This window comes from Desulfatibacillum aliphaticivorans DSM 15576 (assembly GCF_000429905.1).
Classification (GTDB): Bacteria; Desulfobacterota; Desulfobacteria; order Desulfobacterales; family Desulfatibacillaceae; genus Desulfatibacillum; species Desulfatibacillum aliphaticivorans.
In genome coordinates this window covers 68,409-93,875 of record NZ_AUCT01000020.1, presented here as the reverse complement: position 1 = coordinate 93,875, position 25,467 = coordinate 68,409, and the positions used below count along the sequence as shown (strand labels likewise).

23 protein-coding genes are annotated in these 25,467 nt (G+C 55.3%); 17 read left to right on the top strand and 6 right to left on the bottom strand.

What is annotated here, in order from left to right:
* The first annotated feature begins 652 nt into the window (after positions 1-652).
* The 4 genes from G491_RS0117415 (at position 653) to G491_RS0117400 (ending at position 5,361) form a co-directional block, all read left to right on the top strand.
* Entirely contained in the window at positions 653-1,183 is a 531-nt protein-coding gene (locus G491_RS0117415) for a shikimate kinase (protein WP_028315501.1), read from the top strand.
* Between the two features lie 10 nt (positions 1,184-1,193).
* Positions 1,194-2,270: a chorismate synthase gene (gene aroC, locus G491_RS0117410; RefSeq protein ID WP_028315500.1), complete on the top strand. Its 1,077-nt coding sequence runs from the start codon at positions 1,194-1,196 to the stop codon at positions 2,268-2,270.
* A complete protein-coding gene (locus G491_RS31305; protein ID WP_051327343.1) occupies positions 2,257-3,132 on the top strand; it encodes a prephenate dehydrogenase/arogenate dehydrogenase family protein in 876 nt (291 codons plus the stop codon). The genes aroC and G491_RS31305 overlap by 14 nt, the downstream gene beginning before the upstream one ends.
* 165 nt (positions 3,133-3,297) lie before the next feature.
* Positions 3,298-5,361 (top strand): tetratricopeptide repeat protein, encoded by a 2,064-nt coding sequence (locus G491_RS0117400; protein WP_169829461.1) that lies wholly within the window; start codon positions 3,298-3,300, stop codon positions 5,359-5,361.
* Between the two features lie 6 nt (positions 5,362-5,367).
* Here G491_RS0117400 and holA read toward each other — a convergent pair whose 3' ends face one another.
* From holA to ileS, 4 genes are read right to left on the bottom strand one after another with little or no spacing between them, the layout of a single operon-like run.
* Complete coding sequence (gene holA, locus G491_RS34135) at positions 5,368-6,828, bottom strand: DNA polymerase III subunit delta (protein ID WP_051327342.1); 1,461 nt, start codon at positions 6,826-6,828, stop codon at positions 5,368-5,370.
* Positions 6,828-7,595 carry a prolipoprotein diacylglyceryl transferase gene (lgt, locus tag G491_RS0117390; protein WP_028315498.1) on the bottom strand — a complete coding sequence of 256 codons (768 nt, stop codon included), beginning with the start codon at positions 7,593-7,595 and terminating at the stop codon, positions 6,828-6,830. The genes holA and lgt overlap by 1 nt, the downstream gene beginning before the upstream one ends.
* Before the next feature lie 25 nt (positions 7,596-7,620).
* On the bottom strand, positions 7,621-8,136 hold the full coding sequence (gene lspA, locus G491_RS0117385; protein WP_028315497.1) for a signal peptidase II: 516 nt from the start codon (positions 8,134-8,136) through the stop codon (positions 7,621-7,623).
* A 20-nt stretch (positions 8,137-8,156) separates the two neighbouring features.
* A complete protein-coding gene (ileS, locus tag G491_RS0117380; protein WP_028315496.1) occupies positions 8,157-10,955 on the bottom strand; it encodes an isoleucine--tRNA ligase in 2,799 nt (932 codons plus the stop codon).
* A gap of 304 nt (positions 10,956-11,259) precedes the next feature.
* Here ileS and G491_RS0117375 point away from each other — a divergent pair, with 304 nt between their 5' ends.
* The 5 genes from G491_RS0117375 to G491_RS34130 all read left to right on the top strand — a co-directional run bounded on the left by G491_RS0117375 (position 11,260) and on the right by G491_RS34130 (position 14,165).
* Entirely contained in the window at positions 11,260-11,451 is a 192-nt protein-coding gene (locus G491_RS0117375; RefSeq protein WP_028315495.1) for a twin-arginine translocase TatA/TatE family subunit, read from the top strand.
* A 415-nt stretch (positions 11,452-11,866) separates the two neighbouring features.
* Entirely contained in the window at positions 11,867-12,643 is a 777-nt protein-coding gene (locus G491_RS0117370) for a TetR/AcrR family transcriptional regulator (RefSeq protein WP_028315494.1), read from the top strand.
* A gap of 74 nt (positions 12,644-12,717) precedes the next feature.
* A complete protein-coding gene (locus tag G491_RS31295; protein ID WP_211239157.1) occupies positions 12,718-12,876 on the top strand; it encodes a hypothetical protein in 159 nt (52 codons plus the stop codon).
* A 333-nt stretch (positions 12,877-13,209) separates the two neighbouring features.
* Entirely contained in the window at positions 13,210-13,788 is a 579-nt protein-coding gene (locus G491_RS0117355; RefSeq protein ID WP_028315493.1) for a transglutaminase-like domain-containing protein, read from the top strand.
* 14 nt (positions 13,789-13,802) lie between these two features.
* Entirely contained in the window at positions 13,803-14,165 is a 363-nt protein-coding gene (locus G491_RS34130; RefSeq protein WP_028315492.1) for a LysE family transporter, read from the top strand.
* Positions 14,166-14,623: 458 nt separating this feature from the next.
* Here G491_RS34130 and G491_RS34125 read toward each other — a convergent pair whose 3' ends face one another.
* Entirely contained in the window at positions 14,624-15,535 is a 912-nt protein-coding gene (locus G491_RS34125; protein ID WP_051327341.1) for a LuxR C-terminal-related transcriptional regulator, read from the bottom strand.
* Positions 15,536-15,818: 283 nt separating this feature from the next.
* On the opposite strand from G491_RS34125, the gene G491_RS0117335 reads away from it, so the two are divergent.
* The 4 genes from G491_RS0117335 (at position 15,819) to G491_RS0117320 (ending at position 18,945) form a co-directional block, all read left to right on the top strand.
* Entirely contained in the window at positions 15,819-16,217 is a 399-nt protein-coding gene (locus G491_RS0117335; RefSeq protein ID WP_035219279.1) for a molybdenum cofactor biosynthesis protein MoaE, read from the top strand.
* Positions 16,218-16,283: 66 nt separating this feature from the next.
* Positions 16,284-17,075, top strand: coding sequence for a 3-methyl-2-oxobutanoate hydroxymethyltransferase (gene panB / locus G491_RS0117330; protein ID WP_028315489.1), 792 nt, complete (start codon positions 16,284-16,286; stop codon positions 17,073-17,075).
* A gap of 23 nt (positions 17,076-17,098) precedes the next feature.
* Positions 17,099-17,971, top strand: coding sequence for a Rossmann-like and DUF2520 domain-containing protein (locus G491_RS36560; protein WP_028315488.1), 873 nt, complete (start codon positions 17,099-17,101; stop codon positions 17,969-17,971).
* Positions 17,972-18,069: 98 nt separating this feature from the next.
* On the top strand, positions 18,070-18,945 hold the full coding sequence (locus G491_RS0117320; RefSeq protein ID WP_028315487.1) for a methylenetetrahydrofolate reductase: 876 nt from the start codon (positions 18,070-18,072) through the stop codon (positions 18,943-18,945).
* A gap of 104 nt (positions 18,946-19,049) precedes the next feature.
* On the opposite strand, the gene G491_RS0117315 is transcribed toward G491_RS0117320, so the two are convergent.
* Positions 19,050-19,709 carry an OmpW/AlkL family protein gene (locus G491_RS0117315; RefSeq protein ID WP_028315486.1) on the bottom strand — a complete coding sequence of 220 codons (660 nt, stop codon included), beginning with the start codon at positions 19,707-19,709 and terminating at the stop codon, positions 19,050-19,052.
* Positions 19,710-20,102: 393 nt separating this feature from the next.
* Between G491_RS0117315 and G491_RS0117310 the strand changes: the two genes are divergently transcribed.
* From G491_RS0117310 to lysS, 4 genes are all read left to right on the top strand, one after another.
* The gene (locus G491_RS0117310) at positions 20,103-21,035 is read left to right on the top strand and encodes a radical SAM protein (protein ID WP_012610912.1); all 933 of its coding nucleotides are present in this window, start codon (positions 20,103-20,105) and stop codon (positions 21,033-21,035) included.
* 57 nt (positions 21,036-21,092) lie between these two features.
* Entirely contained in the window at positions 21,093-22,304 is a 1,212-nt protein-coding gene (locus G491_RS0117305; RefSeq protein ID WP_012610913.1) for a type II secretion system F family protein, read from the top strand.
* Between the two features lie 22 nt (positions 22,305-22,326).
* Positions 22,327-23,667: a two-component system sensor histidine kinase NtrB gene (locus tag G491_RS0117300; RefSeq protein WP_169829460.1), complete on the top strand. Its 1,341-nt coding sequence runs from the start codon at positions 22,327-22,329 to the stop codon at positions 23,665-23,667.
* A gap of 280 nt (positions 23,668-23,947) precedes the next feature.
* Complete coding sequence (gene lysS / locus G491_RS0117295; protein ID WP_028315484.1) at positions 23,948-25,462, top strand: lysine--tRNA ligase; 1,515 nt, start codon at positions 23,948-23,950, stop codon at positions 25,460-25,462.
* The last annotated feature ends 5 nt before the right edge of the window (positions 25,463-25,467 follow it).

Sequence of the window (25,467 nt, the reverse complement as noted above, 5' to 3'; positions counted from 1 at the left end):
ACCGCCCGAGCCTGTTTCGGAAGTGAGGCGATGCAGATTGTCATAGGTATAAAGGCATGCTTGCTTTCACTCTTGCGCTTTCGGGACAAAGTATTTGACTCATTCTGCCGTGTGCATTAGATTCAGCGGGTCGTCCCGCAAGGGAAATGGGGTCAAGTCTACGTTTGACGTTTGAGAACGTTTGCAAGTCCCGTATGCATTCCCACGCGACAGCCGCGACGCAAAAAAGCTACTGCGCGACGCGGGCTGACAGCATGGGAACGAGACGGCGGTAATTGAAGGCATTCTTGTTTTTTTGGGCAGCCCAGGCGGAGCGGCGCCCTGCCTGGGTCGCGAAGCGACATGAGGCGCGGCCTGGAAGGAATGTGGAAACCGTGCAAGGCCAGCGAACGAATGGCATTGCTTAAACCCAGGTTAATGTCGGGTTTGAAGTCCATGTAAGCTATTGCCCGTGTGAAGCGCCAAGGCGGACTTCGCAACCAGGCCTACAACCTCATTTTACGCGGCGCAGGTTGGGTTGAGCTTGCGAAACCCGGCATCATGGTCAAAATACGTTTTTGACTCTAATCCCATGTATGCAATATATAATGAAAGGCATCGGCAAGGGGATTTGGAGCAACCGCTTTTTAACTTCCCACCTGCATCTTCGATTATGAAAAACATCTATCTTATAGGATACCGGGCCACGGGCAAAACAACCGTGGGCAAGGCGTTGGCCGCAGCCATGGGCCGCCCCTTTGTGGACGCGGACGAAATGCTGGAGCGGGAGCAGGGCCGAACCATTGCGGAAATCGTGGAGGCCGGAGGCTGGGAGGAGTTCCGCAGGCTGGAAAAGGAACTGCTGAAACGCCTGTCCGGCCTGGACCGGCATATCATTGCGCCCGGCGGCGGCGCCATCCTGGACCCCGGCAATGTGCAGGCCATGCAAGGCAGCGGTTTGGTGGTCTGGCTGACCGCAGATCCGAAAGTTATTTGCAATCGCCTTGCCGGTGATGATAAGACGGAGACTCAACGTCCCGCCCTAACGGATCAAGGCGTCCTGGACGAAATCAACACCGTGCTTGAACAACGCATACCATTGTATAAAAAGGCGGCCATGCTGACAGTCTCCACGGAAGGGATCGGCGTGGACGAAATTTGCCGCAGGATTGTGGATTTGGCCGCCGGTCGGGACTCAGACTAAGGATGTAATAATGTCAGGTAACACCTTTGGAAAAGCCTTTCGCGTCACCACTTGGGGAGAATCTCACGGACCCGCTATCGGAGCAGTTGTGGACGGCTGCCCTCCGGGAATTCCCCTGACCGAGGAAGCCGTCCAGATTATGATGGACCGGCGCAAGCCAGGCTCTTCCGCGGCCAGCACCACCCGGAAGGAAGAGGATCTTGTGCACATTCTTTCCGGCGTATTTGAAGGACTCACCACGGGCACGCCCATCAGCCTGATGATCAAAAACAAGGACGCCAAGTCGTCCTCGTACGATCAGTTCAAAAACCTGTTCCGGCCGGGGCACGGAGATCTTTCGTACCAAAGAAAATACGGAATCCGGGATTACAAAGGCGGAGGAAGGGCGTCGGCCCGGGAGACCGCAGGCAGGGTGGCGGCAGGCGCCGTGGCCGGTTTGCTTTTGGAACGGGTCGGAATCAAGACCTTTGCTTACACCCTGGAGCTTGGCAGCGTAAGGGCGAAAAACATTGACCCGGAAGCCGTCTCCCAAAACCATTTCGCCTGCCCGGACATGGAAGCGGCGGAAAAAATGGAGGCCCGGGTGAACGAAGTCCGCAAGGACGGAGACTCTTTGGGCGGAATTGTGCAGGTGCAGGCCGCAGGCGTTCCGGCCGGGCTTGGGGAGCCCGTGTTTGACAAGCTGGACGCGCAGATCGCCAAGGCCATGATGAGCATCGGCGCGGTCAAGGGCGTGGAGATCGGCGCGGGCTTTGAGGCGGCGCGGCTGACCGGGTCGGTCAATAACGATCCCATTTTGGAAGACGGATTTGAAACCAATAACGCGGGCGGAACCCTATCCGGCGTTTCCAGCGGTCAGGATATTGTGGTTCGGGTGGCAGTCAAGCCCATTCCGTCCATCAGCGTTCCCCAGCAGACCATTGATCTGGACGGCAAGGCGGAAACCATCCAGGTTGGAGGCCGGCACGACATCTCGGCCATCCCCAGGGTGAACGTGGTGTGCGAGGCCATGCTGAATCTGGTATTGGCCGACTTTGTATTGAGGCAGGCCCAGGTTAGGGCCTTGGAGTTGTTTGCAAAACAGTAAACTGATTCAAGAGGTGGATGTGGAAATACCGGGGTTTACGACCATAGGCATTATTGGAGGCGCCGGCCAGATGGGCCAGTGGTTCAAGGAATATTTTGAAAGTCTGGGCCATACGGTCCTGATTTCGGGAAGAAAAACCGAATTGACCTGGCAGGACCTGGCCGAACAATGCCAAGTCGTAATCATCAGCCTTCCCCTGGACGTCTCCATTGACATGGCCCATCAAGTCGGCCCCCTCATGAACAAAGACCAACTCCTCATGGACATGTGCTCCATGAAGCACGATATTTGCCAGGCCATGAAGGAATCCACCCAGGCCCAGGTCATCGGAACCCATCCTCTGTTCGGCCCAAGCACGGCGGGCATGGCCGGCCAGAACGTCATTGTATGCCCCATGGGTGAAGGCCCCTGGCTCCCTTGGCTGGAAAGCCAGTTGGAAGCCAAAGGCGCCGTGGTGACCATCACGGACGGCTACACCCATGACCGCAACATGGCGGTCGTCCAGGCCCTGACCCATTTCATGACCATCTCCTTTGGCGAAACCCTGTTGCAGCTTGGGGTGGATCCCAAGGAAATCCGGCCGTACGCTACGCCTATCTTCCGTTTGAAACTGGGGCTTTTAGGCCGCATGTTCGCTCAGGACACGGAGCTTTACCGGAACCTCATCTGCAAAAACCCCATGGCGTCCGAGGTCCTGGACCAGTTTCTTTCCTCCGCCAATGAGGTGAAGAATAATATCTGCCATGACCCGGAAATCATGACCGCCATCGACGCGTTTTTGGGAACCTTCCCGGAGCAAGGCATGATCGAAAGCGACGCCTGCCTGGAGACCTTGGCCAAATTCAAGGAACGGGCGATGTAAAGACGGATCAGACAATAAATATTAACTGAAGGCATCCGGACGGACGCGCGCCTGAAAAATCTCCCCCCGGCCTTGGGGGCGCAAGCGGCCGTCATCAACCTGATGAACAAATCATCCGCCAAATCTTTAGCAAATTTACTGGAGCGGCCGGGGCGCCGATCCTGGTTGGCGTTCCTGTTTTTCGCCGCCGTCGGCTTGCTGTGCTATTCCAGCGCCCTGCCCGGCCCCTTTGTGCAGGCCGACCTTCCCATGGTTGCGTCCAACCCAAATCTGAAAGCATTCACCCCTTCCCTGCATTCGGTCATTCAACTCATCGAAGCCAATTCCACCCATCCATTTTCCGAGCTTTCCCTGGCCCTAAGCTACTATGTCCACGGCCCCAATCCTTTTTGGTTCCGGCTTACCAATGTAGGCATCCATATTTTTACGGCGTATTTTCTTTTTTTACTGCTCAGGACGACGCTTCAATTGCCGGGCGCAGGGCTGGACGCGCGCAAAGCCGCGCTGATCGCTTTTTTTGCGGCCCTGATTTTTCTGGTCCAGCCCGTGCAAACCCAGGCGGTATCCTACATCGTCAAACGCAAATGCATCCTGCCCGCCCTGACTTGCGTATTGTGCATGCTTTTTTACGTAAAAGCGCGCCTGGCGGCCTCGGGGGGAAAAAAAGTTGCGTTATACGCAATCGCCGGGGTCTTGTTCGTGTTCACCGTCGGCTCCAGGGAAAACATGGCCGCCCTGCCCTTTTTAGCGGTGCTGTACGACTGCTTTTTCATACAAAACATGAGCCGTAAAAGCCTGATTGGGAGCCTGGCGCTTATAGCGGGCATGGCCCTGTTGGGAGTTTTTGCAGCGCTTGCGGTCATGGATTTTGCCCCCATGGATTGGCTGACGGAACGATTCGTGGTCCTGGATTTTACCCCGGCCCAAAGGCTGTTCACCCAGCCCAGGGCTGTGCTGACTTTGTTGTCCTTATTTATCTTTCCCCACCCTTCACGGTTGAATGCGGATCACGATATTCCCCTTTCCAACTCCCTGCTGGATCCTCCCTCGGCATTATTTTTCGAGGCCGTAATCGCTCTTTGCATTGCCTGGGCGGTTTTAAACGCAAAAAAGCATCGAGTCGCGGCCTTTTGCGTATTGTGGCTTTTCGGAAGCCTGGCTGTAGAGTCCTCCGTCCTGCCCCTGCACCTTATGACGGAGCACAGGCTGTACTTGCCGTCCCTGTTCGCCTGCCTGCTCGTCAGCTATCTGTTTTTCAGCCGGCTAAGGCCAAAACATGCCGCCGTCCTGCTTTGCTGCATTGCCGCGGTTTTCAGTTTCTGGACGTGGCAAAGAAACCACGTATGGGGAAACGCCATGGCCTTGAGGGAGGATTGCGCCGTCAAGTCGCCCAATCTTCTAAGGCCCGTGCGCCATTGGGCGGAGACCTTATTTTACTCGCAGCGATACGCCGAGGCCGTCCCCGCCCTGGATAAAATCCTGACGCTGTATGAGGATTTTCACGGCAAAAGGATTGCCAGGGCTGAGTCCAGCCGAACAAAAGGCAATCTTTACCACGCCATGCGGCATTACGAGATGGCCCGGTTCGCCGAAAAAATGTATGCGGAGGACGGCGCCAACCTGATCGCCGCCATGAAAAAAATGGGCATGGAGGAACAGGCCCGCCAAAAAACTGAAGAGATTGCTCGCGCCAGAGGGGAAATGGCCGCCAAATACAAAAATCTGGGCGGCTTGCTCATAGCCCGTGGCATGGCCTCCCAAGCCGGGGCGGTCTGTGAGGAAGTCCTGCAATACGATCCCAACGACATGGAATCCATGGCGACATTAGGCGAGGTCTGCGTTTTCCAAGGCGCTTTGGGCAGGGCGGAGAAATATTTCCTGCAGGTCCTACAATCCAAAGCCCATGCAGCCAGGGCCAACCTGGGTTTGGGGATGGTTTATTTGGAGCGGGGAGACAAAATGAAAAGCGCCAGGCGTCTAAGCGCGGCTTTAAAAGCGTTTCAGCAAGAAAATGCAAATGAGGCAGCGCCCGTTTGGCGGCTGTATTTTATAAAAAGCCGGGATTCGAAAAAATTGGGCTTATTGTTTTCGCAATCCAAAGATTCTCCTGATCCGCCGAGTGGTTACGAGACGGATGAGTATCTGGGATCGTATAAAGGAGACCGCAAGCAATTGGCTGCGTTTCTTAAACCTTATGAATATACATTTGGATTGGATGGGAACCGATAGATAAAATCAGCGGGCGCAGATGCCCAGGATGACCTTTTCCATGATCATTTTATCGTAATGCGGGGGGTGGCGTTTGATGTCCCGGTCCGCCTGGATCAGGAGATCCATGGCGTTGGTCAGTTCGTCCATGGTAAAGTTTTCCGACTCTTTGAAAGCCAGATAGATGGGATAGGCATTGCGGCCTTTAGGGGCCACAAACAGGTCCGTGGTGAGCTTTTTGGCGGCTTTTTTGGTTTTCTTGGGTTTCTTGCCCGGCTCTTCCTTTTCCTCCACCTTTAACTGATCCTCCCACGCGTCCAAAACCGCCTGGGTGCGGGCGTCGTGATCCTCGATGGCCGGCATAACCGTGCTTTTAAAGGCGTTGAAATTCATGCCCTTATTCCACCGGTTTCCAAAGGGTCCCGCCAAAAAATTCTTGATGGCCAAAAACCGGCGCAGGTGGTTGGCGCTGGCGGCCGCCACGGCCAGAGGATGAAAGTCCCCGGCAAGGAGGCGATCCAGTAGAGCCAGGGATTCCTGGGCGTTTTTGGAAGCCAGGGCGTTGGTGAACGCGAAGATGGGGTCTTCCTTGGTGCGGGAGACAACGGCCTCCACGTCACGCGCCGTAATGACGGGACGATCGCCTACGTAGGAAGCCAGTTTCTCCAGGGTATTGGTGAAGGTGCGCAGGTCCGCGCCAATGCGATCCTGGATCATGGAAAAAGCCCGGGGCTCCATGGATTTGCCGCGGGCGTCCAGCACCTTGTTCATCTGCACGGTCAGCGCCTGGGCCTGGGCCTGCTTATCCGCCTGGACGTTGCCCTTGGGCACGGAGCAATCCACCACCACGCCGTGCTCATTGATGTACTTGAAGAGCTTTTTGCGCTTGTCGGCCAGGTCGGCCGTGATGATCAGATGATTGTCCGCGCACCCCTTCTCAAGCACCTGGATGATCAACTCGCCTTCATCCAGGTATTCGGGGACCTTTTTGCCTTCGTCAATGCAATGGGCCAGAATTTCCTCCAGCCAGTCTCCGGTCAGGCCCTTGTGATCCTCGGGCAGGTTCAGGCTGGCTATGGGGTCGGCCTGGTTGAGGTCCGCCAAGCCGATCTTGCGGATGCTTAAATAGTCCAGGATGAATCGGGCGGCCCGCTCCACGCCTTTACTCTTAAAAACGTCCTCGGCTTTTTCCAGCAAGGCTGCGGTTTGCTTTTGGGAGTAAAACACCTTGGAGTCCAGCCAGGCCGTAACCTTGGTTCCCGGAAACATGGGATAGGTTTGCAGGCTGGCCGTGACGGACGAAGCCGGGGCGTCCCTGCCGTCCAAAGGATCGTAGTTAAGCCCCTGCTGCTCCTTGGGGACCATGGCGTCCAGGAGTTTTGCAAAGGCCTCCTTATACAGCATTTCGTCCCCGTAAATCAGGTAAACCGGGGCGAAGCCGTCCTTTGGCTGTAAAATGGAATCCAGGTTGGCGTGGTTAATCTCCATCAGGCGATCTTCCGTTTTCGGAGTTTCAGCAAAAAGACGACGGCCAGGGCGACCAGGACCACAGCCGCAGTCTGAGACGGCGAAAGCAGCCCCAGAAAATACGCCCCCCGGTCGTCTCCGCGCAGAAACTCAATGCAGAACCTGAAAATGGCATAAACCAGGATGTAAATCCAAAAGACCTGCCCGTGGAAGGTCTTGCGCGGCCTGACAATGAAAAACAAAAACCCGAAGATGCAGAACAAACCCAGGGACGAATACAGTTGTGTGGGATGCAAGGGCGTGTTCAAGGGCGCCAGGCATTGCTGGTTGGTGAAGGTCACGGCCCAGGGCAGGTCGGTGGGCCTGCCGTAGCAGCATCCGGCGCAAAAGCAGCCAATGCGGCCGAAGGCGTGTCCCAAGGCTACGGAAGGCGCCAGGATGTCGATGGTCTTCCAGGCCTCCATGGAGTACTTTTTGACAAAATAGGCGAACACGCCCAAGGCGCCGATGAACCCGCCGTAAAAGACCAGGCCGCCCTTCCAGATTTTCAGGATGTCCAGGGGATTGCCGGCGAACTCATGCCAATTGAATATAACGTAAGGAACCCGGGAAGCCAGGGCGCCGATGAGGACCAAATAAAAGCACAGGTCCATAATGCGCTCAGGGTCCTCATTTTGCAGCCGGGCTTCCCTGGAGGCCAGAAACATGCCCAGCAAAAACCCCACGGCTATCATGAATCCATAGGAATGAAGCGTAAGCGGTCCGATTTGAATCAGAACAGGATGCATGAACGGCTCCCAGGGCGGGCGGGAATCACAAGGGATCCTTGCCCGTGAGAAAATACAGCATAAGGACGGCCACTCCAATGGAAATGGCCATATCGGCTATGTTGAACGGCGGCCAGGGATTAAACAGGTTCATGGGGACCACGGGAATGTAAAACTCCAGAAAGTCCACCACCTTGCCGTCCCTGAAAAGCCGGTCTATGAGATTGCCCGTGGCCCCGGCGAAAATGCAGCACAAAGCCAGGGAAAACCATCGGCTTTCATAAGGCGTCTTTTTGTAGAGCACAAGCACGATGATTGCGGCGATGCTGGACACGCCCAGAAAAAGCAGGATGCGAACCCACGAGGCCGCGTCCGCTCCCAGGCCAAAGGCCCCGCCCGTGTTGTACAAGTGGGTCAGGTAGAAAAAGCCCGGGATCATCTCCACGCTGTCGGCGTATTGAATGCGGGCCAGGACCGCCAGCTTGACGGCCTGGTCCGCAATCACAATAGGCAAGACCACGGCGATGAACCGCAGCCATTTTTTCAAGGCCATGTTTTCCATTCGCGCTCGTTGGTCCCGGCTTATAATTCCATTTGAGCCAGGGCGTCACGGCATCTCAGACACACTGTGGGCTGTTCGGCGTCGTCTCCCACGGTGGTGTCGTAAACCCAGCAGCGCTGGCATTTTTCGCCGGGCGCGGCCTTGGCGCTTACGCCAAGGGCCAGGGTTTCGCTCTTGAACACTTCTTCGGGCGCGGCATCCTTGGTCAGAACAACCTCAGACACGATAAACAGGCGCCTGAGTTCGTGCTCGTAGGCGGACAGGGACTTGAACAGGTCCTCGTCCACGTACAGGGTTACGGAAGCGTCCAAAGGATGGCCCACGACCTTGGCGGCCCGGGCTTCTTCCAGGGCCTTGGTCACTTCGCCGCGAACCTTGCGAATAAGCTCCCACTGGGCGGCCAGCTTCTCGTTCTGCCAATCGGGATCCACATCCGGGAACAATTCCAGGTGCACGCTTTGCTTTTTGCCCTCCACCTGAGGCATGTACTCGTAAACCTCTTCCGCGGTGAAGGAAAGGACCGGCGCCATGAGCTTTACAATGGCGTCGATGAGCTTATACAGCACGGTCTGGGCGCTTCTCCGGGCGTGAGAGCCGGGAGGGGACACATACAGCCTGTCCTTGAGGATGTCCAGGTAAAAGGCCGAAAGGTCCACGGAGCAGAAATTGTGCAGCGCGTGATAGATTACGTGGAACTCGAACTCGTCGTACGCGGCCTTGCACCGGCGGATGAGCCCTTGCAGCTTGTGCATGGCGTAGCGGTCGATTTCCAGCATCATGTCCTGTTCCACGGCGTCCTTTTGGGGATCGAAATCGCCCAGGTTGCCCAGGATGAACCGGCATGTATTGCGGATGCGCCGGTACGCGTCGGATAATTGCTTGAGGATTTCGTCGGAAATCCGGATGTCGTCCCGATAGTCGGCGGCGGAAACCCACAGGCGCAGGATTTCGGCGCCATGGGATTTGATCACCTTGCCGGGGGCGATGACGTTGCCCACGGACTTGGACATTTTACGGCCCTTGGCGTCCACCACAAAACCGTGGGTGAGAACCGCCTTGTAAGGCGCCTTGCCCCGGGTGCCCACGGCGGACAACAGGGAACTGTGGAACCAGCCGCGATGCTGATCGCTGCCTTCCAGGTACATGTCCGCAGGCCAGCGCAGATAGTCGCGGGCTTCCAGGACCGCTGCGTGGCTGACGCCGGAGTCGAACCACACGTCCAGGATGTCGGTTTCCTTTTCAAAGGAGGAGCTTCCGCACTTGGCGCACTTGGTTCCTTCGGGCAGCAGATCCGCGGCGGATTCCGCAAACCATACGTCCGCGCCCTGCTCTTCCGTTTTCTTGGCCACGCCTTCCACGACATCCATATTGACCAGCAACTCGCCGCAGTCCGCGCAGTAAAAAGCCACGATGGGCACGCCCCAGGAGCGCTGGCGCGACACGCACCAGTCCGGGCGGTTTTCGATCATGCCGTAAATCCGGTCGCGGCCCCAGTGGGGAACCCACTTGACCTGGTCGATCTCCGTAAGCGCCGCTTTTCTCAGGCCGGTCTTATCCATGGAGATAAACCATTGGGGCGTGGCCCGGAAGATGACCGACTGCTTGCACCGCCAGCAATGGGGATAGGAATGCTCCAATCCTTTGGAAAGGATGAGCGCGTTGTTCTCCTCCAGCTTGGCGATAACGTTCTCGTTGGCCTTGAACACGAACTGGCCGGCGAAAAACTCCACGTCGTCTTCAAAACAGCCCTTGTCGTTGACCGGGGAGTACGGTTCCAGGCCGTAGGCCAGGCCGACTTCATAGTCCTCGCGGCCGTGGCCGGGGGCGGTGTGCACGCACCCGGTGCCCGCTTCCAGGGTCACATGATTTCCCAGGACCATGAGGGATTCGCGGTCGTAAAAGGGATGGCGGCATGTTTTCCTTTCCAGGACCGAAGAGGCGAAGGTCGCCAAAACCTTGTAATCCTCAATGCCGAAATCCTTCATATTGGATTCCACCAGGTCGCTTGCCAGGATCAGGACTTCGTCTCCGTTCACTTCCACGGCGGAGTATTCAAAATCCGGGTGCAGGCAGATGGCCAGGTTGCCGGGCAGGGTCCAGGGCGTGGTGGTCCAGATGACCACAAAAACCTTTTTGCCGGCCAGTTCGGGAATCGCCTGGGCGAAATCGTCGTCCGCCGCAAACTTCACGAAGATGGACGGGCTTTTTTCGTCCTCGTACTCCACCTCGGCCTCGGCCAGGGCGGTCTGGCAACGATTGCACCAGTACACGGGCTTTTTGCCGCGGAACAAGGCGCCGTTATCGGCGAACTTGCCGCATTCGCGCATGATGTCCGCTTCGTACTTGTAGTTCATGGTCAGGTAGGGGTTGTTCCACTCGCCCCAAACGCCCAGACGTTTGAACTCGCCGCGTTGGATGTCAATAAACCGCTCCGCGTATTTGCGGCATTCCTGGCGGATCTGGACCTGAGTCATGTCCGCTTTTTTCTTGCCAAGCTCCTTGTCCACGTTATGCTCGATGGGCAGGCCGTGGCAGTCCCAGCCGGGCACGTAAATGGCGTCGAATCCGGCCATATTCCGGGAACGGATGATAATGTCCTTCAAAATCTTGTTCAGGGCGGTCCCGATGTGAATATTGCCGTTGGCGTATGGAGGGCCGTCGTGCAATATAAAGCGCGTACGTCCCTCAGCTTCTTTGCGTAGGGAGTTGTACATGTCGGCCTTATCCCAGTTTTCCAGCATGACGGGCTCTTTCTGGGAAAGGTTGGCCTTCATGGGAAAAGAGGTCTTAGGCAAATTCAGGGTTTTTTTGTAGTCCATCACATCCTCCGGGACCTTTTAATGTATGCTTAAGATATCGCTCAAGATATCTTGGATGAAGGGTTTTGAACCGCCGCGCCTTCGCGGTTTAGCCAATACTCGTTCAAAGAACCATATTTTTTATGCCAGGGAGGCCCCGGTGTCAAGTCCCGTTAAGCAAAGAAACGCCCTAAATAATTGACACCCTATCAACCCGGTGGTATTAAGATGACTCTCAGGGGCGCCGCCAAGGGCGCCGCCCGGATTAATTTCGCCGCTTTTCAGGAACAGACAAAAACCGAATCGCTGTTCCAAGGAGGTCGTCATGATGGGTGGAATCGGCTCCACAGAACTTTTAATCGTACTGGGCATTGTGATTATTCTGTTCGGAGGAAAGAAAATCCCCGAAATCGGCGCCGGTCTGGGCAAAGGCATCCGCAATTTCAAGAACGCCACGTCCAAAAAAGAGATCGACGAAAAAAACGATAAGGAAGAAAAAGATAAAATCGAAGAATAATCCCTTGTCATCCCATTCAGCCCATGCCAAGGCGCCCTTTCAACGAGCGCCTGGCATTGCCTGCCGCGACTGCACGCCAAACCTTTCCTTTCTTAAGGAGCGACGCCGCCATAGCCTGGACGTCGTTTTTTCAAAACCGGCCATTGACAGGTTTATCAGGCGTTTTTTCGCAAAAATAATAGTTTTTTCATCAAACAGACCGTGGTTGGATTAAAAAAGTTTTGACGCACCCGCCGGGGACAAACTTGTGCGTCCTTTTGTGCCTCATCGGGCTTGGGCATTGCATTAGGCTCTGTAAGGCGGAAAAATGGATGGGCGATCCAAGGGGGTTAATTAACGCGGCGCGTCACTATCCCCTGAACAATCGGTAAAGGTTTCAATTGACATAACCGTCTAAACTTACTAGAAAACCCCTATGGATGAAAAAACTGAACATAACGCCGCAGCCCCCGGCATGAAAGGCTCCTTTAAAAAGAAAGGCGGCGGAGCGAAAGGGAAACCGCCTTCCGCAGCCAAAGGACTTTCGCCCAAAAAGCGCAAGGCCGCGGCAAAAGGCGAAGTTGCGAGGGAAAAAATTCTTAAGGCCGCCCGCACGGTTTTTTCCAAGCACCCCTATCATGCGGCAAGCATTCGCATGATCGCCAGGGAGGGCGGATTCGACCATCCCCTGATCCACTATTACTTTCCCACCAAGGCCGATTTATTCGGGGAGGTGGCCCGGGAAATGTTTGAGGAATTCAAGGAAACCCGGGACTGGCTTGCCGAAGGCCTGGAAAAAGTCGATCCCCTGGAAATCACCGGAGTGTTCATCGGACGGGCTCTCAGCCGGGCTTTCGCCAACCTGGAGCCTCTGGGAGTGCTCACCCAAAACCTTGCCCAAACCTCCAATATTGAAGAAATCCCAGGATACCACTACATCCCGGAAGTCTTCGGCATGGTTCGCAAATCCTTTGTGGAGAAATTTCCCGCCTGGATTTCGGAAAAGGAAGCGGACCAGCTAATATACAGCTTTACCAGCCTTTTGTTCATGTACGTGGGAACCTCCTGCCAGGCCCAGGTCATGCGCATGGACTTCCATTCCTTTGAATACCGCGAATGGGTGGAGGAAACCCTGGTTGGGATGTTCCGGCCCCACGTGGAAAAGGCCCTGGCCATGGGCAAGGGGAAAGGCGCCGGCGCGCCTATGGTTTAATTGCCGACAATCGTTTATACGTACACCCAGGGCGCCCGGTTGACCGGCGCCCTTTTTTATTGCATAGGTGAAATATGAGCAATGATGACGAAAAAACAGAGTCCATTTCCAAGGATGAACAGCGGGCTATAACGGAAACCGAATATCTCCTGAGCATCCCGGGCATGAGGGAGTCCCTTCTTGAGGGAATGGAAACGCCGATCGAGGATTGCGCGGAGGATCTTGAGTGGTGATGCCATGCCGCCTAATGGCGTTGCAAAAAAACGACGCTGGGTCCCCGCTTGCGGGCGATCCTGAAAAAGCGGATCGCCCTTGCGGGGATGACAGACTGACAAGGCGGAAAGAAATCCCGGAGGCGGTAAAAGTCTCTCCGTTTCCTAATAAGGAGCGTCCAAGACCGATTGCCTGCAATATCCTACCCCCTCCGTCATCCCCGTGCAGGGAGGCGGCGGGATGATTGCCTTTTTTGGCAATCATCATGACGCACTCCCGGAAACGGGAATCCAGTGTCTTTTTGAAATGCCATTTGGGCGGAATTTAATAATAAAAACAGGAACGCACTCAAAATGAGAAAATACCTGAGAGCGACAGACATCATAGACTGGGATCACCCGGCCGTGCTGGAACAGGCGCGGGTTCTTAAAGGCGATTTCGCCGATCCCGTGGAAATCGCCAAGGCCTGCTTTGAATGGGTGCGGGACAATATCAAGCACAGCGGGGACTGCAAGGCTGAGGTCACCACCGTCAAGGCTTCGGAGGTTTTGGAGCACGGGACAGGATGGTGCTTCGCCAAAAGCCATTTGCTGGCCGCCCTGCTTAGGGCTAACGACATTCCGGCCGGATTGTGCTATCAACGTTTGCGCCGGGACGACGGCAAAGGATTCACCCTGCACGGTCTGAACGCGGTGTTTTTGCCGGAAATCGGCTGGTACAGAATCGACTCCCGGGGGCAAAGGCCGGGATGCGACGCCCAATTTTGCCCGCCACGGGAAAAGCTGGCCTTTCCCATCGCGGAAGAGGGGGAAATGGACTTTATGGAGATCTGGCCGGACCCGTCGCCCGTGGTGGTGGAATGCCTGGAATCATATAAAGGATGGGAGGCCGTGGCCCTCAATTTGCCGGACATCGCCTTTATAGTGGAATAACGAAGAAACGAAAAATGGCCTTGAAAATGATCAAAGTATTCTGCCCGGCCAACGAATTAGAACTGGCCATGATTAAAAGCCTGTTCGAGGCTGAAGGCATTGAGTATTTTGTGCAAAATGATCACTACGGGGTACTGACGGGGACTCCCTCTGTCGGCTCCTATGCGGCGGCGGTTCCGGCCCAGGCTTCCCTGGAATTGGGAGGACTCTGCGCGCTGACCATCTGCACGGTGTCGGCCTTGTGGTATTCTTTGGTCGCCCTGGTCTTTTCCCTGGACCGGGCTCGGAAAGCCTTCCAGCGATTCAGGGCTCGCATAGAACGGGCGGCTGGAGCCGTGTTCGTTTTTTTGGGGGTGAGACTTGCTGTGACGGATTAGCTTCAACCTACATTTTTTCGCCATTTTCTCAGCCTGCAAATGACAGTTCTATAACAGACCATGTTTCAGACACGTTTTCGGGACGCTATGAGTTACAGGTCTTGAGCATCACTTTAGGCCGCGCCTATTGTGCTTCGCACCCAGGCAGGATACTGCTCTGCCTGGGCCACCCGATAGGCCTTGGGCCTCAACCGCCCCTTTGACTTGCGCATTTATCCCAGGTTTAAACAAATATACTGCGGCAATATAACCTACATCACAGCCTTGCATCTTGGGCCTGCCAGGGTGGCCCAGGAAACTTGCTTTCCTGGGCTCGCCAGCGCAAAAGGAGCGGCCCGGAGAAATAATTGCGCTCTGGAATGTCCGGCGGGCGGACAGCGACCTGTCGAGGCAAAAAAAAAAAGGCCGGCGCCTCTGGTGGAGGCGGCCGGCCGTTGTTTCTGGAGTGCAGTTTTTTGTTAGTTCAGTGAGGCAAGGTAAGCCCGGAGGTTTTTCTTGCTCTTTTTCAGTCCCAGTTTGGTCCGCAGGCTGTCGCGGTGGAATTCCACGGCCCGTTTGGAAATGTTGAGCAGCTTGGCGATTTCCTTGCTGGTGGTGCCCATGCGCACCAGGTTAGCCACTTCAATTTCCCTGGGAGTCAGTTCGTTATGCTTTTCGCCGATCATGCGCATGAAGGGCGAAATCAGGTCCGTCAAATTGGTTTCCACAACATTTAAATAAACCCTTTGGTTGATGTCCAAGGGGGTGTTCTTGAGGCGGGATACATAAGGCAGGATGAGGTCTTCCACATTGGCCAGAATGCGTTGCTCGAAGTTCCTGGCGTCATTTTTGGTTTGATCCAAAAGGGTCCGGAGCGCTTTGTTGACTTCTTCCAGTTCCCTGGTTTTCACTTCCAACTCAGGGTTGGTCATGGGAGCGGGGCCGGCCGGAGCGGACTGGGCCAGGGCTTCCTGGGCTTCCCTCAACTCGCTGACGTCCACAACCGTGGTGGCCATGCAGGATTCTCCGTTGACGATGATCTTTTCCGCAGAGTACAGGCCGTGTTTCAACTTGCCGCCAAAGCGGTCTTTTATCTCAAAGTTGCGGATACTGCCATCTCTCTCCACAATCTTCCTGATAACTTCCCGCTCCTTGGGGTCGTCCCACATCCCCAATTCCAGGGTTGTGCGTCCCAGTAATTCCTCACGCATCAATCCCGTCATCTGGCAAAATCGAGCGTTCGCTTCGATGATAAGCCCGTCGATGAGCCGGACGATGGCCATGGAATAAGGCGCGACCTTAAAAGCCATGGTGAATTTATCGCCGGCGACGCGCGCCTTTAGGTCATTCAGTTCTTGTTCTAATTCCTCATACTTAGGTTTGTCTGACATGTGTGAACCTCCTTATGAATCCACGCAGTAAATTTGAAAGGTACTCAAGTTGTGCCCGCCATTGTCGGTTTAATGTCCGGGCGGATGGCATTTTCTGCAAGCATGGTATCATCTGGTGATAATAGGTGTCAACATTAGGAAAGCAAAATTTTATCAAAAAAATCAATGGGCAAGTTTCGGGCTTGCCGGGATTGCACAAAAAGCCATTCCGATGTAAAATGTCCATAGACTCAAATCACCAAACCAACCACAAGGGCCGCAGCCCGGGAGGGGGTTACCAATAATGGGCGTTACAGCATTCACCACCGAAGAGCCGTTCGACCTTCAAGGATTCATGGACCGGTTCCGGGAAGCCGAAGACGATTCCACGGGAACCATTGTAATGCATCACGGCAAGGTCAAGCGGCCTGGGAAGGTGGTGCGGGATTTTTCCCGGGTGCTGTTGGAGCCTGTCCTCCCAAGCCCTGAGAAAGGCATGCAACAAATAGGCCAAAATATCCTAAAAAAATATGACCTCAACCAGGTTTTTATCGTGCATCGCATAGGCGAGGTCCATGCCAGGGATGACGTGTTATTCGTTGCTGTGTCGGCGGTCACACGGGATATCGCCTTTTCAGGGTGCTCTGATATTGTGAATGCAATTAAGGAAGAAAAAATACTCCGGTTAGTGGAAGTACCGTAAAACAGGAATTTGTCCTGTACGCCAACAAAAACATAGCAATCACACTTGAACAAGGGGGTTCGAGATATGGCCGAAAAAGTCACCGTTACCGTTCTGGCGAAAATGAAAGCGGAAGGAAATAAAATCACCATGCTGACGGCGTACGACTATCCTTTCGCACGCATGGTGGACGAATGCGGCGTGGACATGATCCTTGTGGGGGACTCCCTGGGCATGGTGGTCCAAGGGGAGACCAGCACTCTGCCTGTCACCATGGATCAGATGGTCTACCACACCACCCTGGTGGCCCGGGCCGCCAAAAGAGCCATGGTGGTGGGGGACATGCCCTTCATGAGCTACCAGACCTCGGTGAAGGACGCGGTGAAAAACGCCGGCCGCTTTCTTAAGGAAGCGGGCGCCGCAGCCGTTAAGCTGGAAGGCGGCGCCGCCGTGGCCGACCGCATCAAAGCCATCTCCCAGGCCGGCATTCCGGTCCAGGCCCACATCGGCCTTACCCCCCAGTCCGTCCACCAGATGGGCGGCTTCAAGGTCCAACGCCAGGAAGACAGGCTGTTGGAAGACGCCCGCATTGTGCAGGAGGCGGGCGCCTTTTCCGTGGTTCTGGAAGGCATTCCCTTTGAAATTGCAGAAAAAATAACCAAAACCCTGTCCATCTCCACCATCGGCATCGGCGCGGGCGTCCACTGTGACGGCCAGGTTCTGGTGATCCACGACGCCCTGGGCATCAACGAAGGCCATGTGCCCAAATTCGTCAAAAAATATAAGCAAATAGCGCAAATAGCCAGGGAAGGCATTACCGAATACGTGGACGAAGTCAAAAGCCAGGCTTTTCCCACCAAGGATCACAGTTTTAAATAATCTATCCAGGGAGGAGCAAAACCATGACAAAGCCCGCATTTTCCATCATCGGCTGCGGAACCGTGGGAACCTGCCTGGCGGACCTGCTGCATCGCCTGGGCTACCCGGCGGCCGGACTGGCCAGCAGAACCAGGGCCTCGGCGGAGAAAACCGCCGCCGTTGTGGGCGCAGGCCAGGTCTTTGACAAGGTGGAGGACGCCGCCCTTGCCGGAGACATGGTATTTATCACCACCACGGACGACGCCATCGGTCCTGTTTGCCAGGACATTTCCTCCAAAAAAGGCTTTAAAAAAGGCGCCGTAGTCCTCCATTGCAGCGGCGCCTTGTCCTCCGACCTCCTTGCTTCCGCCCGGGATTGCGGCGCCTACGCCGGCTCCATGCATCCCCTCCAGAGCTTTGCGGCCGCCAAACCGGGGGTGAATCTTTTTGAGGGAATCCTGGTATCGGTGGAAGGAGACGAGCCGGCCCGGGATATGGCCAGACAAGCGGCCGAGGACCTGGGGGCCATGTGCGCCCAGGTGGACACCAACTCGAAAATGCTGTATCACGCGGCTGCCGTGGCGGCTTCCAACTATCTGGTGGCCCTGCTGCATCTGGCCTTTGAGCTGAACCAGGGCGCGGGCATCGAGCCCAAGGAGTCTTTGGTCGGGCTTATGCCGCTCATCCAGGGAACCTTGAAAAATATTGAGGTCCAGGGCATTCCCAACGCCCTCACCGGCCCCATCGCCCGGGGGGACGTGGGCATCGTCCGCCAGCACGTGGAGGAAATCAGGGCGAAAACGCCCCAAATGCTGGCCCTGTACCAGACCCTGGGCGCCCAGACCGTGGATATCGCCCTGGCCAAAGGCTCCATTGACGAAAAACGGGCCGATGAATTAAAGGCCGTTTTAAAATAATGCCTTTTTTATAACCAAGGACCTGTTCCTTAATTATACAGCTATTTCATCCGCCGGGAGACGGAGTCCATATATATTAAGGAAGGAGAATAAAAACCGTGCGTGTTTCCAAGTTGTATCAAGATTCTCAAAAACCAGTCATATCCTTTGAATTTTTTCCGCCCCGGGACGAAAAGGCGGGCCAGGCCTTTGACAAGACCATCGACGCGTTGAAGCCCCTGAGCCCGGATTTCATGACCATGACCTTCGGCGCCGGAGGCTCCACCAAGGACGGCTCCTATCAGGCGGTGAAAAACCTCATGGGCCGGAAAATCCCCACGGTGGCTTATCTGGCGGGCTTCGGCCTAAGCCCGGACTACATCACTCAGGTTCTGGACCGCTACAGGGAATTGGGCGTGGAAACCATTTTCACCATCCGGGGGGACGAACCCAGGGAAAAGGACTTTCAGCCCCACCCGGACAGCTTCCCCTACGCCTGCGACCTCATCAAATTCATCGCCTCCAAGTATGATTTCGACCTGGGATGCGCGGGCTATCCCGAAGGCCACATAGACGCAGAATCCCTGGACAAGGACATCGAGCACCTGAAGCGCAAGGTGGACAACGGGGCCAAATACGTGGTCTGCCAATACTGCTATGACGAAGACTTCTTCTTCGCCTATGTGGACAAATGCCGGGCCGCCGGAATCCAGGTTCCCATTATTCCGGGAATCATGCCGGTGTACACGGTCAAGCTCACCCGCATGCTCGCCAAAATCTGCGGGACCACCATTGTGGACGACATGGCCGCCAACCTGGACAAACTGGAAGGCGCCGACGCCCAGGCCGTGCTGGACTACGGCGTGGAATTCGCCCTGGATCAATGCAGGGGCCTGTTGAAAAAAGGCGTTCCCGGCCTGCATATTTACACCATGAACCGGGCGCCGTCCACCACCCGGATTATCACCGCCCTGCGCGAAGAAAATCTTCTGTAACAAACCAAAAAAGCCCCCGGCGGCCGCATATCAGGCGCCGGGGGCTTTTGATTTTTTAGACTGCCGGCGGACCGCCTTTTCAGGCCGTCCCTGCAACCATGGAATTAGAAGTAGTACTTCACGCCCACGGTGGCGGTGAAGGCGTCCATGTCAATGTCGCCGGAGGTAATGGTGACGCCGTTCACGTTTTCATCCCAATCAGCATTGTTCCAGGTGTATTTGAGATCCAGATCAAAGGCCACGTTTTCATCCACAAAAACTTCAGCGCCGCCGTTGACGTGGAAGCCGAAGCTATTTTCCAGGTCAATTCCATAAGTCTGGGGAGCAGCATTGTTTACCATGGTGCTGGAAACGTCAAAGTCGTTGAAGTAGTAGCCCACGCCCGCGCCGATATAGGGGCTGACAATGGAGTCATTGGGGTAATGCAGGCGAGCGGTGAGGGTCCAGGGCACCTGGGTCACTTCACCCACGTCAATGGAAACTCCGAAACCCGAGGCGTCCATATCGGTCGCGGTGTAGCCCAGGAACATTTCCAGGCTGAAAAAATCCGTGAAAAAATAATCCGCATTGGCGCCAAAAATAAAAGCGCCGTCAAACTCCCCGTCAATTCCGGGAGCATCCGGAATGCTGGTGTCGGAAATCTGGTTGTAACCCAGTTCCAGGCCGATTCCGATTTTGCCTGCCGTGTCCGCGGCCATTGCAGAGCCAGCCATAAGCATCAGGCCGATCATGCCAACAACCATTACCACAGAGATCTTTTTCATAGTGTTCCTCCTTTTACCTGATGTGAAAATTGTTGCACTCTCCCGCAGCCTCTATCCGCAGGATGAAGAGCGCAAGCTGCATACCTGATTTTTCCCGTCAAACTCTGTTACAGTCCTTAGTACAAAACGCCATGGGAAATCCACCCTTTTTTTATGGCGCGTCTGGGAAAGCAGGCCTTTGAAGCGCAGATTTTATTCAAACTGTCTCGAAGTATGGGACTGAGGATACCGGTTTTTGGGTTGGAAGAAAAGAAAAAAACAACTGATTTAATCCTCCCCCAGGGTCATTTCCTTGTCATTATGAATCCCTTATGTTATGTTCATGAAACGGATCGGGACAACATTCTTTCTGCTGATTTATTTCAGCATGCCGGTTTTCTGGAGATCAGGCTGTTGCAATACAAACATATTTTCGGTCCCGTCCCTTCCAGGCGCCTGGGCATTTCCCTGGGGGTGGACCTGGTACCGCCAAAAACTTGTTCGCTCGACTGCGTCTATTGCGAATGCGGCTCCACCACCCACTTGACAGTCAAGCGAAAAGAATACGTTCCAACTCAGGAAGTGCTTGATGAAATCCACCATTGCCTGGAGCAAGCCCCCGCGTTGGACTACGTCACCTTTTCCGGCTCCGGAGAGCCCACGCTGCATAGCGGGCTGGGGCGGATAGCGGCTTACATCAAGCAAAACCACCCGGATTATAATTTGGCGCTGTTGACCAACGGCGCCCTGTTTTATTTGGAGGACGTGCGGAAAGACGCGGCCATGACCGACCTTGTCATCGCCTCCATCGATGCAGGAAGCCAGGAAAAATTTCAACAGGTCAACCGGCCCCATCCCAACCTGACCGTTCCGGCCATGGTGGATGGATTGACGGCCTTCCGCAACGAGTACTCGGGCCAGCTATGGGTGGAGGTTTTTCTGGCCCAAGGCATTAATGACGGCGACAGGGAACTGGAGTTAATCCGGGGCGCCATTGACAGGATAAAGCCCGACAAGGTGCAGATCAATACCTTGGATCGCCCCGGAACCGAGGATTGGGTGCATCCGTCCTCGCCCGAAACCTTGGAGCGCGCCCGCGCAATACTGGGCGGAGAAATCATAGCCAAAGCGGCGGCCGCCTCCAAAGAGACCAAAGCATTATATAATAAGGAAGAGCAAATTTTGGCGACCATCCGCCGCAGGCCTTGCACAGTCCAGGATCTGGCTCAGGCGTTGGGCATGCACGAGGCCCAGGTGAGAAAACACCTGGCCGGCCTCGAACAGGCGGGAAAGGTCGTCCTTCAACCCCAGACTCGCGGGATGTTCTACAGGGCTGTCCAGGGATAGAAGCAGTAACGGGCCGCCCCGATTGCTTCGTGTTCCATCAATGATGGGAGGAAAACCATGCCGATTTTTCTTTGGGAAGGTAAAAACAGGAAAAACATCGCTCAAAAGGGCGAAATCGAGGCGCCGGACGAAAATGCCGTACGGTTGCATCTTAGACGTCTTCAAATCACGCCTTCAAAAATCAAGAAAAAACCGAAGGACCTGTTTGAAGGGGTGGAGATATTCCAGCCCAAGGTGTCGCAGGACGACGTCATTATTTTCGCCCGGCAGTTCTCCACCATGATTGACGCCGGCCTTCCGCTGATTCAGTGCCTGGACATCCTCCACAGCCAGGAGGAAAACAAGACCTTCAAGAAAACCCTGAGGGACGTCAAAAGCTCGGTGGAGGGAGGGTCCACCCTGGCCGACGCCTTGCGTAAATATCCCAATCAGTTCGACGATCTATTCGTCAATATGGTTGCGGCCGGCGAGATCGGCGGTATTCTGGACACCATTTTGCAACGCCTTGCAGCCTACATGGAAAAGGCGGCCGCCCTAAAAGCCAGGGTCAAGGGCGCCCTGACCTATCCCATCATCGTTATCATCGTGGCCGCCATCGTGGTCGGCGTCATCCTGGTTTTCGTCATCCCGACATTTGAAAAAATGTTCGCGGACTTTGGCAAGGCCTTGCCGGCGCCAACCCAGTTGTGCATTAACTTGAGCCGCTTTACAACATCGAATATTGTATACATTATCGTCACCCTTGTTCTAAGCATCTTTTCTTTCAAACGTTTTCTGGGCACGGATAAGGGACGGGCCCTGTTTGACGACGTCATCCTCAAAGCCCCGGTTTTCGGACCATTGCTCAGAAAAGTGGCGGTGGCCAAGTTCACCCGCACCATGGGCACCATGATGTCCTCGGGCGTCTCCATTCTGGACTCCCTGGATATTGTGGCCAAGACCTCGGGCAACAAAACCGTTGAAAAAGCTATCTTTTCGGTCCGGGCGGGAATCACCGAAGGCCGCACCATGGCGGACCCCTTGGCGGAAACGGGAGTTTTTCCGTCCATGGTCGTCCAGATGATTTCGGTCGGCGAGCAAACGGGCGCCCTGGACACCATGTTGGAGAAAATCGCCGACTTTTACGACAACGAAGTGGATCAGGCGGTGGACAACCTGACCTCCATGATCGAACCTTTTATGATGGCCTTTTTGGGCGTGGTCGTCGGCGGCCTGGTTATCTCCATGTATCTCCCCGTGTTCCAGATGGCCGGCGCCGTGGCTAGTTAGACGCCTCCGGAGAGACGGACAATTGTCAACCGCACGGGTAACATTTCAGGAAAGAAGAGGGCCGGGGCCTGCCTCCGAACACGAGTTAAGGCCTCGGCTCCAATGGCTCATGCTCCTAAGGGTGGTTTTCACCACCCTTCTTTTGGGAGCGACCATCGTGGCCCAGTGGCAGGACCCGCCCCTGGACGCCACCCCGCCCCTGCTGGTTTTGTATGGCATCATAGCAGGCACCTATCTTCTGACCTTTTTTTACGCCCTGCTGTTTTCCACCATCCCCCTCCAGGTCTTCTCCTACGTGCAATTGGCGCTGGACACCGTGCTGGTAACCCTCGTTATTTACGTAACCGGCGGCTATTCCAGCGTTTTCTCCTTTTTGTATCTGGTAATTATCATATACTCCAGCCTCTTTCTCCAGCGAAACGGAACCGTTATCATTGCGGCCCTGTGCAGCATCCAATACGGCCTGTTGATCGATTTGGAGTATTTCGGGCTTTTGGAAGCCTTTGACAAAGGCGCAGGCATCTCCACGGGCGAGGTCCCCTGGAATCAGATCGTCTTCAAAATCATGATGACCACCGTAGCCTGCTTTTTGGTGGCCGGCCTCAGCAGCCTGCTCTCCGAACAGGAATACAAAACCCGGCAGGAACTGCGCTCCGTCCGCCAGCATATGCAGCGGGTGGAAAAAATGGCCGCTGTCGGCGAAATGGCGGCCCGCCTGACCCACGAAATCAAAAACCCCCTTGCCGCCCTTGTGGGGTCGGTGCGATTGCTCCACGACGACCTGGTCCTGGAGCCGGCCAACGACAAGCTCATGCGCATCATCTTGAGAGAGGCCGACCGCCTGGGGGACTTGGTCAACGAGTTCCTGCAATTCGCCAGGCCCGTGGCTAAAAACCCAACCCCCATCTGCCTGGCCAATCATTTGAACGAAATTGTGGAGCTTTTTCGCCGGGACCGCATGGCCGCGGACAGGCTGACCATCCACGTCCAACTGGACCCATCCCACTGGATCGCCATGGACGCCTCCCATTTAAGGCAGGTGATCTGGAACTTCCTTTTAAATTCGGCCCAGGCCATTGAAAGCGAAGGCCATGTGACCATTATCACCGAGGCCGTCGATAATGAGACCATAGCAATTCGGGTTAAAGACGACGGCTCGGGCATTGATGAAAATACCATAAAATCGCTTTTCGAGCCCTTTTTCACCACCAAATCCCAGGGCAGCGGTTTGGGCTTGTGCGTTGTATACCGGATTCTGGAGGCCTATGGTTTTCTATTGGACGTGGATAGCGTGCCAGAAAAAGGCAGCACCTTTTCCGTCATGGCCCGCCGGGCCGCCCCCCCTGTCTCGGCCCCGGATTGATCCCCAAACCCTTCAAAACCCATGGGCATGGCGAAATCTTTTTTCAAGATAGGATTCTTTGTTGCAAATCTTTGTTTTTTAAGCAATTATGCAATTCATGCAGCGCACGCCTCAATAATCCGGGTTGACACTGGCAAAGCCTATGTTTTAACAGTATCGGTTTAAAGAAGCCAGCGTGCTTATGGACGATAGACTATGCTGCAATCCAAGATGATTAATAAGGATGCAGCCCGGATGAAAAGGCGGGACGCGCCGCCGGAATGACAAGGAACAAAAACAAGTGAAAAAAACGGAACTGGACATACGCCGGGAGAAAATGGAAGCCCTTCGCGAAGAAGGCATAGAGCCGTATCCCAGCGGATATGTCGTGGAAAACACCATATCGGAAATATTGGCCGTAACCGAAGAAGCCCCCGACAGCCTGACGGACGAAGGCCCTGTGTTCGGCGTTGCAGGCAGGCTCATGGCCATCAATAAGTTTGGAAAGTCGGCCTTTGTGCGGTTCAAGGACAGGACCGGCCAGATGCAGGCTTACATCCGCAAGGACCAGGTTGACGAGCAGGCTTTTAAAGTTTTCAAAGCCCTGCATGTGGGCGACTTTGTGGGCCTAAAGGGAACCATCTTCAAGACCAAGACCGGCGAATGGACCCTGGCGGCTCGGGAGCTGACGCTCCTTTGCAAGTCCCTCAGGCCTTTGCCGGAAAAATACAACAAGCTGAAAGATCCGGAAAAGCGCTATCGTCAGCGCTACCTGGACCTGATCATGAACGAGGAAACCCGGGAGACGTTCATACGCCGCAGCAAAATCGTCCGGGCCATGCGCAGATTCTTTGATCAACGGGATTTCCTGGAAGTGGAAACCCCCATGATGCAGCCCATTCCCGGCGGCGCCGAGGCGTGCCCCTTTGTGACCCACCACAACGCCCTGGACATGGCCCTGTATCTGCGAATCGCCCCGGAGCTTTACCTGAAGCGCCTGGTGGTCGGCGGCCTGGAACGGGTGTATGAAATCAACCGCAACTTTCGTAACGAAGGGGTGTCCACGCGGCACAACCCCGAGTTCACCATGCTGGAGTTTTACTGGGCTTACGCCACATACCACGACCTTATGGAGCTGACCGAAGAGATGTTCCAGCACGTGGCCAAAGAGGTTCTCGGCTCCACGACCTTTATGTACCAGGGCCAGGAAATCAGCTTTGAAGGCCCCTGGAAGCGCATCTCCATGTTCAACGCCCTGCAAACCATCGGCGGAGCGGACAAGGAAGTCCTGGAAGACCGGGACAAGCTCATCGCCTTTGCGGAATCCAAAAACGTGCCCATTGATAAAAAAGCGCGCACGGGAAAAATCATGACCAAGCTCTTTGACGCCTTGGTGGAGCCGGAGTTGGTCCAGCCCACCTTCATCCACAGCTATCCTGTGGAAGTGTCGCCGCTTTCACGCAGAAGCCAGAAAGAGCCGGATCTTACCGAGCGCTTTGAACTGTTCATAGCAGGCAAGGAAATCGCCAACGGCTTTTCCGAATTGAACGATCCCAACGACCAGAGGGGCCGCTTTTTGCAGCAGGTGGCGGATAAGGAAGCCGGGGATGAAGAAGCCCATTGGATGGACGAAGACTATGTGGAGGCTCTGGAATACGGCATGCCTCCCACCGCGGGCCAGGGCGTGGGCATTGACCGCCTTGCCATGCTGCTGACTGACGCCGCGTCCATCAGGGAGGTGATTCTCTTCCCGCACATGCGCCATGCCGCTTCCCTGAAGACCGGGGACGAGGCGCCGAATAAAAAGGAAGGATGATTCCT

Coding starts and splice junctions, on each gene's coding strand:
- G491_RS36560 (WP_028315488.1), top strand. CDS start 17,099: ATGACAAAGCCCGCATTTTCCATCATCGGCTGCGGAACCGTGGGAACC.
- holA (WP_051327342.1), bottom strand. CDS start 6,828: ATGGAGATTAACCACGCCAACCTGGATTCCATTTTACAGCCAAAGGAC.
- G491_RS34125 (WP_051327341.1), bottom strand. CDS start 15,535: ATGTCAGACAAACCTAAGTATGAGGAATTAGAACAAGAACTGAATGAC.
- ileS (WP_028315496.1), bottom strand. CDS start 10,955: ATGGACTACAAAAAAACCCTGAATTTGCCTAAGACCTCTTTTCCCATG.
- lgt (WP_028315498.1), bottom strand. CDS start 7,595: ATGCATCCTGTTCTGATTCAAATCGGACCGCTTACGCTTCATTCCTAT.
- G491_RS0117315 (WP_028315486.1), bottom strand. CDS start 19,709: ATGAAAAAGATCTCTGTGGTAATGGTTGTTGGCATGATCGGCCTGATG.
- aroC (WP_028315500.1), top strand. CDS start 1,194: ATGTCAGGTAACACCTTTGGAAAAGCCTTTCGCGTCACCACTTGGGGA.
- lspA (WP_028315497.1), bottom strand. CDS start 8,136: ATGGAAAACATGGCCTTGAAAAAATGGCTGCGGTTCATCGCCGTGGTC.
- G491_RS0117305 (WP_012610913.1), top strand. CDS start 21,093: ATGCCGATTTTTCTTTGGGAAGGTAAAAACAGGAAAAACATCGCTCAA.
- panB (WP_028315489.1), top strand. CDS start 16,284: ATGGCCGAAAAAGTCACCGTTACCGTTCTGGCGAAAATGAAAGCGGAA.
- G491_RS34130 (WP_028315492.1), top strand. CDS start 13,803: ATGGCCTTGAAAATGATCAAAGTATTCTGCCCGGCCAACGAATTAGAA.
- G491_RS0117370 (WP_028315494.1), top strand. CDS start 11,867: ATGGATGAAAAAACTGAACATAACGCCGCAGCCCCCGGCATGAAAGGC.
- G491_RS0117375 (WP_028315495.1), top strand. CDS start 11,260: ATGATGGGTGGAATCGGCTCCACAGAACTTTTAATCGTACTGGGCATT.
- G491_RS0117355 (WP_028315493.1), top strand. CDS start 13,210: ATGAGAAAATACCTGAGAGCGACAGACATCATAGACTGGGATCACCCG.
- G491_RS0117335 (WP_035219279.1), top strand. CDS start 15,819: ATGGGCGTTACAGCATTCACCACCGAAGAGCCGTTCGACCTTCAAGGA.
- G491_RS31295 (WP_211239157.1), top strand. CDS start 12,718: ATGAGCAATGATGACGAAAAAACAGAGTCCATTTCCAAGGATGAACAG.
- G491_RS0117415 (WP_028315501.1), top strand. CDS start 653: ATGAAAAACATCTATCTTATAGGATACCGGGCCACGGGCAAAACAACC.